Origin of the sequence: Streptomyces drozdowiczii (assembly GCF_026167665.1) — a bacterium.
GTDB lineage: Bacteria > Actinomycetota > Actinomycetes > Streptomycetales > Streptomycetaceae > Streptomyces > Streptomyces drozdowiczii_A.
The window spans coordinates 501,194-516,820 of the sequence record NZ_CP098740.1 but is presented as its reverse complement, the minus strand read 5'-3'; the positions used below and the strand labels follow the sequence as shown (position 1 = coordinate 516,820).

Annotated in this window: 19 protein-coding genes and 2 pseudogenes; 5 read left to right on the top strand and 16 right to left on the bottom strand. The window is 70.3% G+C overall.

What is annotated here, in order from left to right; translation table 11 throughout:
- Positions 1-7: 7 nt before the first annotated feature.
- Positions 8-355 carry a tetratricopeptide repeat protein gene (locus tag NEH16_RS02345; protein WP_073967216.1) on the bottom strand — a complete coding sequence of 116 codons (348 nt, stop codon included), beginning with the start codon at positions 353-355 and terminating at the stop codon, positions 8-10.
- A gap of 122 nt (positions 356-477) precedes the next feature.
- Between NEH16_RS02345 and NEH16_RS02340 the strand changes: the two genes are divergently transcribed.
- Positions 478-1,443 (top strand): pirin family protein, encoded by a 966-nt coding sequence (locus tag NEH16_RS02340; protein WP_265538808.1) that lies wholly within the window; start codon positions 478-480, stop codon positions 1,441-1,443.
- Positions 1,444-1,727: 284 nt separating this feature from the next.
- On the opposite strand, the gene NEH16_RS02335 is transcribed toward NEH16_RS02340, so the two are convergent.
- From NEH16_RS02335 to rpmG, 15 genes and pseudogenes are all read right to left on the bottom strand, one after another.
- Positions 1,728-2,390: a choice-of-anchor M domain-containing protein gene (locus NEH16_RS02335; RefSeq protein WP_265538806.1), complete on the bottom strand. Its 663-nt coding sequence runs from the start codon at positions 2,388-2,390 to the stop codon at positions 1,728-1,730.
- Positions 2,387-2,932: a choice-of-anchor M domain-containing protein gene (locus NEH16_RS02330; RefSeq protein ID WP_265538804.1), complete on the bottom strand. Its 546-nt coding sequence runs from the start codon at positions 2,930-2,932 to the stop codon at positions 2,387-2,389. The genes NEH16_RS02335 and NEH16_RS02330 overlap by 4 nt, the downstream gene beginning before the upstream one ends.
- A gap of 228 nt (positions 2,933-3,160) precedes the next feature.
- Positions 3,161-3,904 carry a class E sortase gene (locus NEH16_RS02325; RefSeq protein ID WP_265538802.1) on the bottom strand — a complete coding sequence of 248 codons (744 nt, stop codon included), beginning with the start codon at positions 3,902-3,904 and terminating at the stop codon, positions 3,161-3,163.
- A 5-nt stretch (positions 3,905-3,909) separates the two neighbouring features.
- Positions 3,910-4,860 carry an anchored repeat-type ABC transporter permease subunit gene (locus NEH16_RS02320; protein ID WP_265538800.1) on the bottom strand — a complete coding sequence of 317 codons (951 nt, stop codon included), beginning with the start codon at positions 4,858-4,860 and terminating at the stop codon, positions 3,910-3,912.
- Complete coding sequence (locus NEH16_RS02315; RefSeq protein WP_265538798.1) at positions 4,857-5,624, bottom strand: anchored repeat-type ABC transporter ATP-binding subunit; 768 nt, start codon at positions 5,622-5,624, stop codon at positions 4,857-4,859. The genes NEH16_RS02320 and NEH16_RS02315 overlap by 4 nt, the downstream gene beginning before the upstream one ends.
- A complete protein-coding gene (locus NEH16_RS02310) occupies positions 5,621-6,508 on the bottom strand; it encodes a TIGR03773 family transporter-associated surface protein (RefSeq protein ID WP_265538796.1) in 888 nt (295 codons plus the stop codon). The genes NEH16_RS02315 and NEH16_RS02310 overlap by 4 nt, the downstream gene beginning before the upstream one ends.
- Entirely contained in the window at positions 6,505-7,818 is a 1,314-nt protein-coding gene (locus tag NEH16_RS02305) for an anchored repeat ABC transporter, substrate-binding protein (protein ID WP_430523741.1), read from the bottom strand. Before NEH16_RS02305 ends, NEH16_RS02310 begins: the two co-directional genes overlap by 4 nt.
- Before the next feature lie 68 nt (positions 7,819-7,886).
- A pseudogene (locus NEH16_RS33830) lies at positions 7,887-8,075 on the bottom strand (ABC transporter substrate-binding protein); the annotation flags it as partial.
- Between the two features lie 84 nt (positions 8,076-8,159).
- Positions 8,160-9,158: a TIGR03773 family transporter-associated surface protein gene (locus NEH16_RS02300; RefSeq protein WP_265538794.1), complete on the bottom strand. Its 999-nt coding sequence runs from the start codon at positions 9,156-9,158 to the stop codon at positions 8,160-8,162.
- A complete protein-coding gene (locus NEH16_RS02295; protein ID WP_265538792.1) occupies positions 9,077-9,856 on the bottom strand; it encodes a choice-of-anchor M domain-containing protein in 780 nt (259 codons plus the stop codon). The genes NEH16_RS02300 and NEH16_RS02295 overlap by 82 nt, the downstream gene beginning before the upstream one ends.
- Positions 9,853-10,733: pseudogene (locus NEH16_RS02290) on the bottom strand (choice-of-anchor M domain-containing protein). The gene NEH16_RS02295 and the pseudogene NEH16_RS02290 overlap by 4 nt, the downstream one beginning before the upstream one ends.
- 472 nt (positions 10,734-11,205) lie before the next feature.
- Positions 11,206-11,442 carry a 30S ribosomal protein S18 gene (gene rpsR, locus NEH16_RS02285; RefSeq protein ID WP_265538791.1) on the bottom strand — a complete coding sequence of 79 codons (237 nt, stop codon included), beginning with the start codon at positions 11,440-11,442 and terminating at the stop codon, positions 11,206-11,208.
- Positions 11,443-11,475: 33 nt separating this feature from the next.
- Positions 11,476-12,633, bottom strand: a complete 1,158-nt coding sequence (locus tag NEH16_RS02280) for a CobW family GTP-binding protein (protein ID WP_265538789.1) — start codon at positions 12,631-12,633, stop codon at positions 11,476-11,478.
- On the bottom strand, positions 12,633-12,887 hold the full coding sequence (locus NEH16_RS02275) for a type B 50S ribosomal protein L31 (RefSeq protein WP_265538786.1): 255 nt from the start codon (positions 12,885-12,887) through the stop codon (positions 12,633-12,635). The genes NEH16_RS02280 and NEH16_RS02275 overlap by 1 nt, the downstream gene beginning before the upstream one ends.
- A 52-nt stretch (positions 12,888-12,939) precedes the next feature.
- Positions 12,940-13,104, bottom strand: a complete 165-nt coding sequence (gene rpmG, locus NEH16_RS02270) for a 50S ribosomal protein L33 (RefSeq protein WP_265538784.1) — start codon at positions 13,102-13,104, stop codon at positions 12,940-12,942.
- A 65-nt stretch (positions 13,105-13,169) separates the two neighbouring features.
- Here rpmG and rpmB point away from each other — a divergent pair, with 65 nt between their 5' ends.
- The 4 genes from rpmB (at position 13,170) to NEH16_RS02250 (ending at position 15,620) form a co-directional block, all read left to right on the top strand.
- Positions 13,170-13,406: a 50S ribosomal protein L28 gene (rpmB, locus tag NEH16_RS02265; RefSeq protein WP_265538782.1), complete on the top strand. Its 237-nt coding sequence runs from the start codon at positions 13,170-13,172 to the stop codon at positions 13,404-13,406.
- On the top strand, positions 13,406-13,711 hold the full coding sequence (gene rpsN, locus NEH16_RS02260) for a 30S ribosomal protein S14 (protein ID WP_265538779.1): 306 nt from the start codon (positions 13,406-13,408) through the stop codon (positions 13,709-13,711). The genes rpmB and rpsN overlap by 1 nt, the downstream gene beginning before the upstream one ends.
- 167 nt (positions 13,712-13,878) lie before the next feature.
- Positions 13,879-14,937 (top strand): tRNA (adenosine(37)-N6)-threonylcarbamoyltransferase complex transferase subunit TsaD, encoded by a 1,059-nt coding sequence (tsaD, locus tag NEH16_RS02255; protein WP_265547033.1) that lies wholly within the window; start codon positions 13,879-13,881, stop codon positions 14,935-14,937.
- A complete protein-coding gene (locus NEH16_RS02250) occupies positions 14,937-15,620 on the top strand; it encodes a (2Fe-2S)-binding protein (RefSeq protein ID WP_265538777.1) in 684 nt (227 codons plus the stop codon). Before tsaD ends, NEH16_RS02250 begins: the two co-directional genes overlap by 1 nt.
- The last annotated feature ends 7 nt before the right edge of the window (positions 15,621-15,627 follow it).

Genomic DNA, 15,627 nt, shown 5'->3' with positions numbered 1-15,627 from the left:
TACATGTCTACGCGGGCCCGAGGTCACCGGACAGCGCGGCGGCGAGGCGCAACTGCGTGTCCGCCTCGGCCTGCCGCCCCTGGCGCTCCAGGGTCCGGCCGAGCATCAGGCGGGCGTAGTGCTCCACCGGATCGCGCTCCAGAACCGCGCGAAGCTCCGTCTCGGCCCGGCCGAGGCTCGCCGAGTGGTAATAGGCGCGGGCCAGCAGCAGCCGGGGCGCGACCTGCTCGGGGACCTCCGCGACGAGTCCGTCCAGGATGCGGGCGGCGGTCGTGTACTCCTTCGCGTCGAAGAAGAACCCCGCACGCTCCCAGCGCTCGGCGGCGGTGCCGAACTCGTAGTAGCCGTCGCTCATGTCGTCTCCTCGGTCGGATGGTCGTCCGGTCCGCACAACACCCCTAGGTCGTTTAACATTCCACTAATCGTCCGGCGTGGGCGTCACCCGACCCCCACTCGCAGCGGAATAGGTTGAGCGCCATGAGCAATCTCGATCGCCAGGCCGTCCCCACCGTCTGCGGGGGCCGGGGTTTCGTCGTCGCGGAGCCCGTACGTGAACTGCTCGCCCCGCGCAAGGTGCGGCTCGGCGAGTCCACGGAGGTCCGCAGGCTGCTGCCCAACCTGGGCCGCCGGATGGTCGGCGCCTGGGCCTTCGTGGACCACTACGGCCCCGACGACATCGCCGACGAACCGGGGATGCAGGTGCCGCCGCACCCGCACATGGGCCTCCAGACGGTCAGCTGGCTGCACGAGGGCGAGGTCCTGCACCGCGACAGCCTCGGCAGCCTCCAGACGGTCCGCCCGCGTGAACTGGGCCTGATGACCTCCGGCCGGGCGATCAGCCACTCCGAGGAGAGCCCCAAGCAGCACGCCGCCCTGCTCCACGGCGCCCAGCTCTGGGTGGCGCTCCCGGACGCGCACCGCTTCACCGAGCCCCACTTCCAGCACCACAGCGACCTGCCCACGGTCACCGCCCCCGGCCTCACGGCCACGGTGATCCTGGGCGACCTCGACGGCGCCACCTCGCCCGGCACCGCGTACACCCCGATCGTGGGCGCCGACCTCTCCCTGACCCGGGGCGCGCGGGCCCGCCTCCCCCTGGACCCGGACTTCGAGTACGCCGTGCTCTCGATGTCCGGCGAGGCCGAGGTCGACGGCGTCCCGGTCCTCCCCGGCTCCATGCTCTACCTCGGCTGCGGCCGCACGGACCTCCCGCTCCGCGCGGAGTCAGACGCGGGCCTGATGCTCCTGGGCGGCGAGCCGTTCGAGGAGGAGCTGATCATGTGGTGGAACTTCGTGGGCCGGACCCAGGACGAGATCGCCCGCGCCCGCGAGGAGTGGATGGGCGGCGACCGGTTCGGAACCGTACACGGCTACGACGGGCCGCCGATCCCGGCCCCCGCACTGCCTGACGTGGCGCTGAAGCCGCGGGGGCGGGTGCGCTGAGCTGTGTTTGACCAGCCGTTCACCGGTGCGGTCGCGCGCCACGCACGTCGCCCGCGAGTGCGGAGATGAGTCCGTAGGCGGCGCGTCGGATCTTCAGGATGGACGGAGGCATGTGCGCATATCCCCTCGATGCATGCGGCAGGCGTCCGGGGCGGAGCCCGGCGGCCAAGTGTAGATGAATGTCGTTTTCATTGCTGCTGGGGTGTCGCGGTCGCGTCGATGTGCCGGACCCGCGCGGGCCGGCCGCGATCGGCGACCGGCCCGCACGGAGAGGGGTGGCGGAGTCAGTTGGTGACCTGGAAGGTGTAGGTCTTGGCGCCGGTGGTGACCGTCCGGCCCGTCGAGGCCAGGACGCCGCTGACGCTGAAGGTCACCTTGTAGGTGCCTGCGGCGTCGAAGCCCCAGTTGACATGGGTGTGGGCTCCCGTGCTCACTGACAGGGAGTCAGGAAGTCCGTCGCCGCTGTCGAAGAGGACCGTCGGGGTGCTGCCCGACGCGGTGTAGACGCTGAAGCCGGCCGGCCCGCTGACGCCGGTCAGCGAGAACGTCAACTTGTCGTTCTGGAACGTCCCGCTCGGGACGCCCGTGGTGTTCCAGCCGGCCCACAGCAGCCCGCTGGTCTGGCTCTGCGGCAGGATCCACGCTGTTCCCCCGGTACCGAGGAAGGCCCAAGGGGTCGTCGAGGGGACGTTGGTGCGCTTGGCGGCCACCGGCACGCTCAGGGTCACGTCCGCGGGGGCGCGCTCGACCGCGCTGGCGGTCGTCTCGTCCAGCAGATCGAGCGTGAGGGCTCCGGAGGCGTAATCCACGTCCAGTGCATCGACGTGACCGCTGGTGAGGGTGACGGGAGCGGCGTGTGCGGGCGAGCCGACCGCGAGGAGGAGCGCGGCCGCGGCAGCGAGGACGCCGGCGCTCCGGGCGTGGCGGGACTTGAGGGCGAGTGTCACTTCCGCACCTCGAAGGTGTACGTGACCGTGCGGGAGGAGACCGGCGATCCGTCCGCGGCCAGGTGTGCGGCCGCCTTGACCTTGACGGTGTAGGTACCGGCCTTGGTGAATGCCCAGTTGGCATGCGTATGTTCGCCCGCCCGCACCTCCACCGTGTCGGGCAGCCCGTCACCGCTGTTGACCAGTACGGTTTCCGGCTCGCCGAAGACGTCGTCGGTGTACACGGCCAGGCGGCCCGGCCCCTGCACCGACAGGAACGAGACGTCGACCTCGTCGTCCTGGAGGATGCCCGTCTCCAGTTCCTCGGCGCCGAAGCCGGCCCACAGCAGGTCGGGGTTCTGCACCTCCGGCAGGATCCAGACCGGCTTTCCGGCCGTTCCGAGGAATGCGTAGGCGGAGTCGGCGGGGATCGTGGTCCTCGCGCCGGGCAGGGCGCGCAGGGTGACGTCCTCGGGTGCGTACTCGACTTCCTCGGTGCCGCTCTCGTCGTGCACGGCTATGTCGAGCGAGCCGTCCTCGTAGGCGAGACCGACGACGTCCACATGTCCGTGCTCCAGCGGGATGGGGCAGGCCGCCTGGGCGGGCCCCCGGCCATCAGGAGGCCCGTCACGGCGGTGGCGCCGATGAGCAGGCGGAGAGAGGTTTTGCGCACAGCTACTCCCTTCGGGGTGCCCGAGTGGGCACCGAGGTTGGTAACGATAATCATATTCATGTAGCCATGCAAGAGCATGTTTCAGTAACGCCGCCTACAGCTGGGGCAGTTGGACGACTCACCTGGGTCGGTTCTCCAACAAGTGCCCCCACACCACCATTCGGTAGCGAGAGGTGAACTCGGGTGTGCAGGTGGTCAGGGTGAGGTAGCGCCCCGGCTCCCGGTAACCCGCCGAGCCAGGAGGGCGGACCGCGGCGCTGGTGGGGACAGGCTGGAGTACGGCGCTGTCGGCGGGAGAGGTCTGCGGCAGTACCGAGTCGATCTCGTACGTGAAGTCTTCTCCCGCGGTGGACAGGGTCACCACGTCCCCCGGTCGCACCCGGTCCAGATGACGAAAGGGTTCGCCGTGGGCGTTGCGGTGCCCGGCGAGCGCGACGTTGCCCATCTCGCCGGGCATCGCGGTACCCGGGTAGTGGCCGACGAACCCCCGGTCGAGGACACGGTGGTTGTCTATGCCCTCGGCGACGGGAACCGTCAGCCCGAGGCGGGGGATGCGGAGCACGGCGAACGACTGGGACGGCGCCGGGGGCCGCGCCCTGGCGGGGGAAGTGCCGCGTGGTTCTTCGGCGTGGCGCTCTCCGTCCCGCGCCGCAGGGGCAGCCGGGCTGTCTTCCGCCGGCGAACCGCGCGTCGCCTCACCTGGCCCGGGCCGCTCCCACCGCTGTTCCAGGCGGTGCACCTCGTCCCGCGCCTCGGCACGGGCGGTGTGGTTGGTCCACCACAGGAGGTGGACGGCGAAGAGCAGCATCACCGCGCCCAGAGTCGCCGTCAACTCGCACACCACAGCGAGAAGCCGCCGCATCCGGTTCACACCCCCGGTGACTGCTCGGCCGGAGCGGTGCCGCGAACGCTCCCGGGACGCCCGGACGCCTCGGCCTCCTGGTTCCGTTCCGCGAGCACATCACCGGAGCGCCTGCGCCACCGGGCCGTCACGAGACCGTGCCCGGGCGCGAACAGCCAGCACACCACGAACACGCCGGTGACCACGAGAACGATCAGACCGCCCGCGGCGAGGTTGTACGCGTACGAGAGGTACAGGCCCACGACCGCGCTGCCGGCGCCGATCGCCGGAGCGAGGAGCATCATGACGCCGATGCGGTCGGTCAGGAGGCGGGCGCAGGCGGCGGGGGTGATCAGCAGGGCCAGGACCAGGATGTTGCCGACCGCTTGCAGCGAGATGACCACGGTGACGGTCACCAGCGCATACAGGACTATGTCCAGGGCGAATACGGGCAGTCCGGCGGCTCTGGCCGTCTCCCGGTCCAGGCTGACGGTGACCAGCTCCTTGTGGACCGCGCCTGCGACGAGGAGCAGCAGCAGTCCCATCACGGCCACCGTGATCACGTCGCCGTCGCTGATGCCGAGGATCTGGCCGAAGAGGAAGGACTCGAGCGAGCCGCTGTAGCCGGGTGCGGTGCTGAGGACGACGATGCCCAGACCGAAGGCGGCGGCGAAGAAGACGCCGATGACGGTGTCCTCCTTGAGCCGCCTGTTCTGCGAGAACACCGCCACGGCCAGCGCGGTGAGGAGACCTGCGACGGCCCCGCCGAGGACGAGGTTGAACTGGAAGACGAAGGCGATCGCCACGCCGGGGAAGACCGAGTGCGAGACGGCGTCGCCGATGAAGGCCATGCCGCGCAGGACGACGTGGGCGCCGACCACCCCGGAGACCACACCGCACATCACGGCGACCGCGAAGGCCCGCTGCATGAACAGGTGCTCCCACGGGCCGGTGAGGAAGTCGAGGATCCCGCTCATCGGGTCACTCCCAGGGAGGTCAGCAGCTGGTCGGACCTGGCGACGCCGAACGCCCGCAGCCAGACGGCCGGGTCGCGCAGGGTCTCGGGCGGCCCGTCGGCGATGACCGTCCTGTTGAGGAGACAGATCCGGCCGGCCATGTCGGCGGCGGCGGGCAGGTCGTGCGTGGTCATCAGGAGGGCCCTGCCGTTGCCGCGCAGCTGAAGGAAGAGGGCGGTGAGCAGTTCCTGGGTGGGGACGTCGAGGCCGGTGAACGGTTCGTCCAGCAGCAGCAGGGTCGGGCGGAGGGCAAGGGCTCGGGCGACCAGGACACGCTGGCGCTGCCCGCCGGACAGCTCGCCGATGGGACGGTGGCGCAGCGCGGTCATGGCGACCAGTTCCAGTGCCTCTTCGACCGCCTCCCGGTCGGCCGCACCGGGGCGGCGTAGCCAGCCGATCCGGTGCGTACGGCCGGTGAGCACAGCGCTCTCGACGGAGAGGGGGAAGTCCCAGGCGAATTCATGGCGTTGTGGTACGTAGCCGATCGTGCCGCGCTGCCTGGCCGCCGGGCGGCCGTCCAGGAGGACAGTGCCGGTCTGCGGTGTCAGCAGGCCGAGGACGGCACGCAGCAGCGTGGTCTTGCCGGCGCCGTTCGGACCGATGAGGCCGACGAGTTCGCCGGTGCCGACGGTGAGGTCGATGTCGACGAGGGCGAGCCTGCCCCCGAGTTCGACCGTGAGCCCCCGCACGTCCAGCGCGGGTATCGGGGTGATGGACGCGGTCACTGCTCGGTCCCTTCCTGATGTGCGGTGGGTACGGGGGCGGGGCGACGGTTGCGGCGCCACAGCAGCGTGCCGCCGATGACCGCGACGGCGACGCCTGCGGCGGCTCCCCACCCCATGAGGGCGGAGCCGTCACGGGCGGTGGTGCTGGTGGCCGGGGCCTTCGCGGCGAATGCCTTCCGCGGGTCCTGCGGGCCGACCGAGAACCGCAGGGTGCGCTTGCTGTCGTGGCTCTTGCCGTCCTTGGTCCGCGCGCTCATCGAGACGTCGAGGAGGTAGGTGCCGGGTGCGGTGAACGCCCAGTTGCCGTGGACGTGGGTGTTCACCTCGATGCCGGTCTCCTGCGGGAGCTTCTTCCGCCCGTCGAAGAGCACGGTGGGGGTGCCGAAGCTGCCGTTGAGGAAGAGGACGAAGTCGCCCGGCCCCTTGACGTCGGTGAGCTTCCAGGTCACCTCCCGCTCCACCGCGGCGGCGACCTTCGGCTCCTGGCTGTTCCAGCCCGGCCAGAGCACGCCGTCCTGCTGGACCTGGGGGAGCAGCCACGCCTTGTCGCCGGGTTTCCCCAGAAAAGCGAAGGTCTTGTCCTCGGGGACCTCGATCTTCGCGGTGTCCCTCACCTGGAGGACGACGTCCTCGGTGTCGCGCCATACAGGCGGGCGGACCGTGTCGTCGCGGATCTGTACGGTCCACCCGCCGCCGCCGAAACGCGGTCCTATGTCGAGGTGACCGGCGCCGATGACGGTGTGGCCCCGGCCGGTCTCCGGGGCGGCGTCGGACTCGGCCCCGGGGGAGGGTGAGCTGTCGGCGGGGGCCGGGAGGGCGGAGGCCGTTGAAAGGAGGAGAGCGGCGAGGACCGTGGCGGAACCGCGCAGGAGTCTGCTGTTCACTTCTTCGTGCCTCCGAGGCAGGAGCGGAGCTCGTCGGCGTTGTGCCGCATCATGTCGGTGTAGTGCCGGGTGTCCTTGTCGAAGGCGTCGCCGTAGAGCATGCAGACATCCACGCCCTGGTCCTCGGCGACCTGGGTGAGCACGGTTGCGCGCTGGACCAGGTTCGGCTCCATGAAGACGGCTGGAACATCGAGGTTCTTGATGGTCCGCGAGAGCTTCTCCACGTCGTCGGCGCTCGGCTCCTGGGCAGGATTGGGTACGACGAAGCCGGCGACGGTCATGCCGTAGGCGTCCGCCAGGTACCCGAAGGCGTCATGGGTGGTGATCAACTGCCTTCTGTCCGCGAGTATCGCGGCGATCTGCTCGCGTACATAGGCGTCCACCTCGTCCAGCTCGTTCTCGTACTTCCGGCTGGATGCGTCGTACGACTCGGCACCCTCCGGGTCGGCCTTCTTCAAGGTGTCGCGGATCAACTGCACGTACGACTTGGCGTTCTGTACGTCCTGCCACAGGTGCGGGTCGATCTCACCGTGCACATGCTTGCCGAGGACCGCCTGGGGGAGCTGGTGGATGTCGGCGCCCGGTTTGCCGAGGAAGGAGAACCGCTTCTCCTTCGGTACCTTCACCAGCGCCCGGTTGGGCACATCGATGACGACGTCGCCCGGCGGTATCTCCTCCTGCCGCTCGCCCTTCGCGCGCAGGTCCGTGAAGGCGGACATCTTCCCGGAGTCGATGTTGACGGTCAGGTCGGTGTGCCCGTCGTCGAGGATCGTGTCCCCGGGGCCGGCGACGGTGTGGGGGTCGACGCCCACGGCGAAGGTGAAGGTGCCCTCGCCGACCGGCTGCGGGGCGGCGTCGCCGTTCTTCAGCTTCGCCGAGAGGCTGAGCCTGTACACACCGGGTTCGGTGAAGGCCCAGTTGAGGTGGGTGTGGGCTGCGGGCGGCAGACTCGTGGTGTCCTTGTCGGAGAAGCCGTCCGCCGAGTTGAAATAGATGTTCGGCCGGCCCAGCGACTCCGTGAGGTAGGCGACCAGTTCGCCGGGGCCTTCGACGCCCGTGGCGGAGAGGAGGATGTCCGAGGAGCGCGTCGCTCCCCGTGCCTCGCCCTCACCGCGGACCCGCAGGCCGAGCCAGAGAACGTCCAGGCCGATGTCCTCCACGAGCGGGATGACGTTCGCCCCGTACGTCTCCGACGCCTCTGCGAGGGAGACGTTCGGTGCCCCTTTGCGGGCGTTGGAGTCGACGGTCTTGATGAGGGCGTGCTCCTCCAGGAGCACGTGGTTGGTGAAGGTGACGTCGGCCTTGGACACCGCGTCGGCGTCCTTGGGGTGGGTTCGTAGGAGTGCGGGTCGCCGCCGGGCGGCACGATCGAGTCGACCTGAACGCGGTCGCCTCCGACCTGACGGACCAGATCGGCGAGGATCTCGGTGGTGGTCACCACCCGCAGCGCCGCGTCCGGATTCTCGGAGTCGGCTGCCGGGCGGGCATGCCCGGTGCAACCGGTGACGGCGGTGGCGAGGACGGCGGTCGCGGCCAGTGTCCGGAAGACGGTTCTGGGCACACGCATGAGGGGACTCCCAGGAGCAGGGGCGCGGCGCCGGACGAGAGAGCGTCCGGCGCCGCGCCGAGGAAGAGTTGAGGGCACCTACGGCTACAGGGAGGCGCCGGTCGGTACGGTGCGGCGCCTGCGCCGGCCGAGGACGACGGCGGCACCGCCCGCGACCACCAGCGCGCCCGCGCCGGCGGCCAGGGGCAGCGCCGGTCCGCCGCCGGTGTGCGCCAGGCTTCCGCCGGGCTTGTCGCCGCCTGAGGCCGAACCGCTGTCGTCGGATCCGGCGGCGCCACTCGCGGGGCTGCCGGAGCTGTCGTCGGACCCACCGCCGCTTCCCGCGCCACCGGTGGAGCCGCCGTCTCCCGAACCGCCGCCGGGCTTGACCGTGTCCGGGTCGACATCTCCCACCGCGAAGGTGTAGGTCCGGGTGTCCGATGCGGATCGACCGTTGGCCAGCACGCCGCTGAGCCTGAAGGTCACCTGGTAGACGCCCTGCTTGGTGAACCCCCAGTTGCCGTGCGCGTGCACACCGAGGTTCACCTTCTGGGAGTCGGGGAGGCCGTCGGCGCTGTTGTAGAGAACCTGAGCACCGCCCAGTCCCGCGGTCTCCCAGACGGCCAGGGAGCCGGGCCCGCTGACCTTGGTCAGCTTCATGTCGATCGGACCCTTGAGGTCGCCGGAGTCCAGCGCCTCGGTGTTCCAACCGGCCCAGACGACACCCGACTTCTGCACCTGCGGGATCAGCCAGAAGTCGCTGCCGGTCTTGCCCAGGAAGGAGTAGACGCTGCCGGACGGCACCTTCTCCTTGGCGTCCTGGTCGACGTGGAGGACAACGGACGAGGGCTCGCGCCAGACGATGTTCGCGGGGTTGCGACTGTCCTTGAACAGGGCGCGCAGCTTTCCGTCGACCATCTTGCCGGCGATGGCGTCGACGTGGCCGTCGTCGATGACGACCTTCTGGGTCGCGATGCCGTCTGCCGCCGCGGATGCGGCCGCGGGTGCCTGGACCGGGGCGGTCAGCACGCGGGCGGTCTCCGGCCCACTCGTGGGCTCCTCGGGGGAGGTGGCGGTCGGCGGCCGGGGGATTGGGGTGGGCACGACTGTCTCCGGGGGACCGTGTCCTCCACCCGGACGGTCCACTCGGTGTCGGCGACGGTGGTACGGCCCGTGGCCAGGTGTGCGGTCGCCCGAGACGTGAGCCGGTACTCTCCCGGCCGGGTGAAGGCCCAGGTGACCTCGCCGTTCTGAGCGGCCGGCAGTGAACGGGTGTCGGGGAGCCCGTCAGCGCTGTCGAAGAGCACGTCGGGCGTCGGCGGTCCCGTCTCCGTCGCGGCGGTCGCCTGCGAGGTCCGGAAGACCTTGACATCACCTGGACCGTCGATTCCGGTGAGTGCCCAGTCGACGGAGCCGTCGACGAGCTCGTGCGCAGATATGTCACTGGTGTCCCAGTGCGGCATCGGTGTGCCCGTCCGACGTCCGTCCAGAATCCAGACTCGGCTTCCCGGCTCACCCAGGAAGGCGTACTCCTGCCCGGCCGGAACAGTGGTGGCGGCTTCCGCACCGACCACGAGATCCGCGTCGGGAGCGGCGTTCTCCTGCGGGGGGCGCAGGTCCAGTGCCAGCTGACCGTCTCGCAGGCTCAGGACCACGTCGGCCTCGAGCGCCGTACGAACGGTCTCCTGTTGGGCACCGTTGTCACCGGTCTCGGCGAAAGCCGCTGGCGACAGTCCTGCGGCGAGGGCTACGGAGCCGACGGCTCCGGCCACCGCCCACCGTGCGTTGTGGTGTGAAGTCATGAGGTGGGTGATCCCTCTCCAGCGACAGCCCTCGGGTCGGACACCGGCTTGTTCGGCGTCCTACGCCGGTGCAGGTAGACGGCCGCTCCGGCGCCCGCGACGAGGAGAGCCGCGCCGGAAGCACCCAGGGGCAGTGCGACACCGGCACCGGTCTGCGCCAGCTCGCCGTGGGGTGAGGTGCCGCCGCCGGTGCCTGCGTCCGTGGCTGAGCCCGCGGTGTCTTGGCCTCCGCCGGTTTGGCCTCCGCCGGTGGTGCCTCCGTCGGTTTGGCCTCCGCCGGTGGTGCCTCCGTCGCTTTGGCCCCCGTCCGTGGTGCCTCCGTCGGTCTGGCCTTCCTCGTCTCCAGGCAAGGTGATGGAGTCGACATCGACGTCGCCCACGGCCATGGTGAAGGTCTGCGTGTCGGAGACGTCCTCGCCCGAGGCGAGGGTCGCCTTGAAAGTGAACCCGAGGCGGTAGACGCCTGGTTGGGTAAAGGCCCAGTTGGAGTGCTCGTGGGTGCGAGCCGGCACGGTGTACGCGTCGGGGAGGCCGTCACGCGAGTCGAACTTCATCTCGGGCTCGCCGAACGGCGACCACCCGAAGAGAAGCAGCGCCCCCGGCCCTCGACCGTACGCAGAGTCAGCTCGAACGGCCCCCGGAGGTCGCTCTCCCCGAAGGCCTCGGTGCTCCAACCCGCCCAGAGCACGTCCGGGTTCTGGGTCTGAGGGATCATATGCACCACGTCGCCAGGGGCTCCCAGGAAGTCGTAGCCCTCCTCCGGAATGGTCAGTGCGCCCTTGTCGGTGAGATGCATGATCACCGACGAAGGCTCGCGCCACACGACGTCGGTGGTCCTGCTGTCCTTGAACAGAGTGCGGAAGCTTCCGTCGACCATGCGTGGAGCGATGGCGTCCACATGTCCGTTGTCGATGACGATTCGCTCGCCGCGCACGTCGTCGGTGGCTGAATCGGCATCAACTCCCGCCGTGTAGGCCGCAGGAGCGGCGGTGGCCGTTGCGCCCGCACCGGATGCCGTGCCCAGGGAGACCACCCCGGTCAAGGACAGAGCGAGCACCCCCACTATGTGCACATAACGCCTATTCGATGTCATCGCCCCTCATTCGCTGATCGCGCTCGTTGCCGGGGAGGGGCGGCATGGGCGGGAAGCTTCCCCAGCTCCGCTCGGCCCGTCACTCGGCAGCCCCCTGGGCGCACTCGCCCCCTCCATGCGGCGGTGGTCCGGTACTTGCCGACCCGCATGGACGTGGCGAATCTACTGGATACGGTAATCATTTTCAACAAGATGCACCCCCGGTCAACCGGGGGTGCATCAAGGTGCTGCCGACTTTTGCTCGCAGGCGATCTGCTTATCGGCTGGAGTAGGGCAGCAGTGCCATTTCCCGGGCGTTCTTGATCGCCGTGGTGATCTGCCGCTGCTGCTGGGCGGTGACGCGGGTGACGCGGCGGCTGCGAATCTTGCCGCGGTCGGAAATGAACTTCCGCAGCAGATCGGTGTCCTTGTAGTCGATGTAGGTGATCCCGGCGGCGTCGAGCGGGTTGGGGCGGGGCTTCGGCGGCTTACGGGGGCCTTGGCGGGGAGGCATGGGTACTCCTTCGGTAAGGGCGGGCGGGCCGCATTACGCGGCGGGGTCGAGCAGGGCGTCGAAGGGGGCCGGGAGGTGCTTCCATGCCGCTGGACCCGCGGTGTACTCGGCATCGGTGAGCAGGCAGGATTCGAGGACCTGCTCGAGCCCGTGGTGGTCGAGGCCGGGCGAGGTGAAGACGAGGTGCTGGCAGCGGTCACCGTGCTCCGGGTGCCAGTCGAGGGCTGCGGCCGCTCGGCGGACGGGCGGCTCCAACTCCCAGGCGGCGTCCGGCAGTGCGGCGAGCCAGGGGCCGGCGCTCTCGACACACAGGGCTCCGCCCGCCGCGTCCCAGGAGAGCAGGGTGTCGGGGCGGTCGGCGAGCCAGAACCGTCCGCGGCTGCGGGCGGCGGCGCAGCAGAGGTCTTCCAGCGCCTGGTAGAGGCGCTCGGGATGGAACGGCCGGTGGCGGCGCCACACGAAGGTGGTCACGCCCGCTTCCTCGGCCTCCTGCGGGAGGAGGGCGCAGGCCGGGTGCTGGGCCGCCGCGGCGGCCTCGATGTCGAAGCCGTCGAAGGCCAGCACCGCCAGTTCGGGGGAGTCCGCCCGTACCCGGCGGGCGGTGGGGTGGAGCTGGGTGAGGATCGCGTGGTCCTCGTCGTCGGCGTCGGGACTCTCCGCAAGGGCGAGGACGGGGGCGTACTCCAACTGCCTGGCCCAGGTGTCACCGACGGTGCGCTGGTCACGCGCAGCGGCTGCGAGGCCCGCTTCGGCCAGATCGTCGCCGTTGGCGAGGGAAGGGAGTACGAGCGCCGGGTCCACCGCCGTGATCACGTTGGTGAGCCGGATCGCATCGCCACCGTGGTGGAAGACGACCTCGGCCATGCTCCTCGGTTCGACGGAGTCCCACAGTTCGACGACGGCCAGCCGCGTCGGACCGGCGTCGGCGAGCCGTCGCAGCTCGGGCACCAAGTCCTCGCGAAGGGCGCAGCAGGCGCAGTCGTTGACCAGGGGAACCTCATGCCGGGACCGCTCGCCCGATGCGTCGCGTACGTGACGCAGGACGGTGCCGTGTGCGGCGGCCGTGGACAGGTCGTGGTGCAGGACGACGCTGCCGGGGACCGAGCGCAGCAGGTGTTCCACGACCTGCCGGCGCGCCTCGGAGTGGAGCCCGCCGACGATGACCATGGGCAACCGGGCTTCCGCCGACATCACTTGGCCCCGTGTCGACCGTAACGGCGCTCGAAGCGCTCGACCCGTCCGGCCGTGTCCAGGACGCGGGCGGTGCCCGTGTAGAAGGGGTGGCTGACGTTGGAGATCTCGACGTCGACCACCGGGTAGGTGTTGCCGTCCTCCCAGTCGATGGTCTTCTCGCTGGTCATGGTGGAGCGGGTGAGGAACGCGTGGTTCGCGGCGCGGTCACGGAAGACGACGGGGCCGTAGGAGGGGTGGATTGCGGGCTTCATGGGGCTTTCCTCGGTGCTGAGTTCGGAAGGGGTGGCCGACGGCGGTGACGAATCAGCGTTCCTCGCGGAAGTCGACGTGGCGTCGGGCGACGGGGTCGAACTTGCGCAGGACCAGTCGGTCGGGATCGTTGCGGCGGTTCTTGCGGGTGACGTACGTGTAGCCGGTTCCCGCGGTGGAGCGGAGCTTGATGATCGGGCGGACCTCGTTGCGTGCCATGGGGGGTACTATATGCAAATGGTTTCCATTATCAAAAGGGACCATCGACGAGAGGAAGCAGAACCTTGTCCGCTCACTGCCAACTGACCGGCACCCAGCCGGGCTTCGGCAACTCCATCTCCCACTCGCACCGGCGCACCTCGCGCCGTTTCGACCCCAACATCCAGCGCAAGCGCTACTGGCTGCCGAGCGAGGGGCGGTTCGTCCGGCTGACGCTCAGCGCGAAGGCGATCAAGACCATCGACAGCATCGGTATCGAAGCCGCCGTCGTCCGTATCCGCGCCCGAGGAGGGAAGGTCTGATGGCCAAGAAGAGCAAGATCGCGCAGAACGAGAAGCGCAAGGTGATCGTCGCGAGGTACGCGGCCCGCCGTGCGGAGCTGAAGGAGGTCATCCGCCGGCCGTCCTCCACCGACGCCGAGCGGCAGGCCGCTTCGGAGGAGCTGCGGCGCCAGCCGCGCGACGCGAGCGCCACCCGGGTGCGCAACCGGGACAGCGTGGACGGGCGTCCGCGAGGACACCTGCGGAAGTTCGGTCTGTCACGGGTCAACCTGCGCCGGCAGGCGCACGCCGGTTTCCTGCCGGGGGTCACCAAGTCCTCCTGGTGAGACCGGAGTTCGCCAGGCAGCGTGAGTGTCGGCTGTGACCCGGGGCGGGTCGCGGCCGACACCGGCATACCGAAAGGTGTGCCGTATGGCGGGGGCGGCTATCGCCTTATTGCCCGTATATTGCAACTACTGTATATGTGCAAAAGGAGCCTGGAGTGAGCGCACCGATGGTGCTGGGGATCGAGTCGTCGTGCGACGAGACCGGCGCGGGCATCGTGCAGGACGGAAGACTGCTGGCCCACGTCGTGGCGTCGAGCATGGACGAGCACGCCCGCTTCGGCGGGGTCGTGCCCGAGATCGCCTCCCGTGCCCACCTCCAGGCGTTCGTCCCGGTTGTACGAGAGGCCCTTTCGCAGGCCGGGATTCGGCTCGGGCAGCTCGATGCGGTCGCCGTCACCACCGGGCCCGGCCTCTCGGGCGCCTTGCAGGTCGGCCTGGCCGGGGCCAAGACCCTTGCCTACACCGCCGGCGTTCCGCTGTACGGCGTGCACCACCTGGCCGGGCATGTCGCCGCGGACACCCTGGAGCACGGCCCCCTGCCCGAACCCTGCGTCGTCCTGATCGTCTCCGGCGGCCACACGTCCCTGCTTCTGGTCCGGGATCTGGTGCGCGAACCGATCCTGCACCTGGGCGACACCCTCGACGACGCCGCCGGAGAGTGCTTCGACAAGGTCGCCCGCATCCTCGGCCTGCCCTATCCGGGCGGGCCTGCCATCGACGGGGCCGCGAGGACGGGCAATCCGGACGCGATCGCCTTCCCCCGGCCGCTGACCAAGGGAGGTGACGACCCGTACGCGTTCTCCTTCTCCGGCCTCAAGACCGCCGCCGCCCGCTGGGTGGAGCAGCACCGCTTGCGCGGCGAAGAGCTTTTGATCGCCGACGGCGCGGCCGCGCTCCAGGAGGCTGTTGCCGACGTCCTCACACGCAAGGCGCTGCGCGCGTGCCGCGATCACGACGTGCGCACGCTGATCGTGGTCGGCGGTGTGGCCGCGAACTCCCGGGTGCGGGCGCTGGCGGAGCAGCGATGTGCCGCGGCCGGCATCGAACTTCGGGTGCCGTCGATGACGCTGTGCACGGACAACGGAGCCATGATCGCCGCCGTCGGCGACCTGCTGGTCCGCTCCGGCGCCGAACCGGCGCCGCTCGACGTGTCCATCGATCCCTCCGCACCGCTGGAGTACGCGTCGCTGACCCCGCTCCCCGCCACCGCTGCCCGGGCCGCCTGATGACCGCGGCGGGCGACGTACCGGTGGACGAGGTCGTGGAGGCGCTGCGCGACGTGGCACGGCTGGGAGGTTTCTTCGCCCTTGACACGGCCCCGGGCCCCGCGCGCGGCGGGGCGCGTCTCACGGGGGAGGGGTTCGCGGCGCGGGCCAGGACCGTCAACGAACGCTACGGGACCGGCGAAGCCCGTATCGGCGTCTCCATCGCCCATCTCGGGCTTGCGGCACGGCTGTGGTCGCCGGTCCTGGCCTGCGCGCTGGTCCACGGCATCGTGCCCGTGATGGCCACCGCGGAATGGGGCGGCGACGGCTCGGCCCTCCGGCTCGCCGGGCCGCGCGGCAGCCGCGCCCCGCGAGCGGCGTCGCCACTGGCGGACGCCGTGGCCGCCCAGGCCGACGGTGTCCTTCAGCGTCTGGAGAGCCACCTGCCCGTCAAGATGGCGCCGCGGCTCCTCGCCGGGAACTCCGCCTCCGCGCTGGTCGGCTCGGCGGCACAGCTGCTGAGGGTCCGGCCCGGTCTGCGGGCTCCGCTCACCGAGCTGACGCGCGAACTCCTGGAGACGGGACGGCTGCCCGGGACCGGCCGCATCACCGGCCCCGGGCTCACCTTCCGCCGCCGCAGCTGCTGCCTGTACTACCGGGCACCCAACGGCTCGAAGTGCGGGGACTGCTGCCTGGCCCGGTGACCGGGTC

Bases quoted from the DNA above. Each gene is read 5' to 3' on its own strand.
- NEH16_RS02280 (WP_265538789.1), bottom strand. From the start codon at position 12,633: ATGTCGGCGGAAGCCCGGTTGCCCATGGTCATCGTCGGCGGGCTCCAC.
- NEH16_RS02250 (WP_265538777.1), top strand. From the start codon at position 14,937: ATGACCGCGGCGGGCGACGTACCGGTGGACGAGGTCGTGGAGGCGCTG.
- NEH16_RS02345 (WP_073967216.1), bottom strand. From the start codon at position 355: ATGAGCGACGGCTACTACGAGTTCGGCACCGCCGCCGAGCGCTGGGAG.
- NEH16_RS02295 (WP_265538792.1), bottom strand. From the start codon at position 9,856: ATGACTTCACACCACAACGCACGGTGGGCGGTGGCCGGAGCCGTCGGC.
- NEH16_RS02325 (WP_265538802.1), bottom strand. From the start codon at position 3,904: ATGCGGCGGCTTCTCGCTGTGGTGTGCGAGTTGACGGCGACTCTGGGC.
- NEH16_RS02275 (WP_265538786.1), bottom strand. From the start codon at position 12,887: ATGAAGCCCGCAATCCACCCCTCCTACGGCCCCGTCGTCTTCCGTGAC.
- rpsN (WP_265538779.1), top strand. From the start codon at position 13,406: ATGGCCAAGAAGAGCAAGATCGCGCAGAACGAGAAGCGCAAGGTGATC.
- NEH16_RS02320 (WP_265538800.1), bottom strand. From the start codon at position 4,860: ATGAGCGGGATCCTCGACTTCCTCACCGGCCCGTGGGAGCACCTGTTC.
- rpmG (WP_265538784.1), bottom strand. From the start codon at position 13,104: ATGGCACGCAACGAGGTCCGCCCGATCATCAAGCTCCGCTCCACCGCG.
- rpsR (WP_265538791.1), bottom strand. From the start codon at position 11,442: ATGCCTCCCCGCCAAGGCCCCCGTAAGCCGCCGAAGCCCCGCCCCAAC.
- tsaD (WP_265547033.1), top strand. From the start codon at position 13,879: ATGGTGCTGGGGATCGAGTCGTCGTGCGACGAGACCGGCGCGGGCATC.
- NEH16_RS02340 (WP_265538808.1), top strand. From the start codon at position 478: ATGAGCAATCTCGATCGCCAGGCCGTCCCCACCGTCTGCGGGGGCCGG.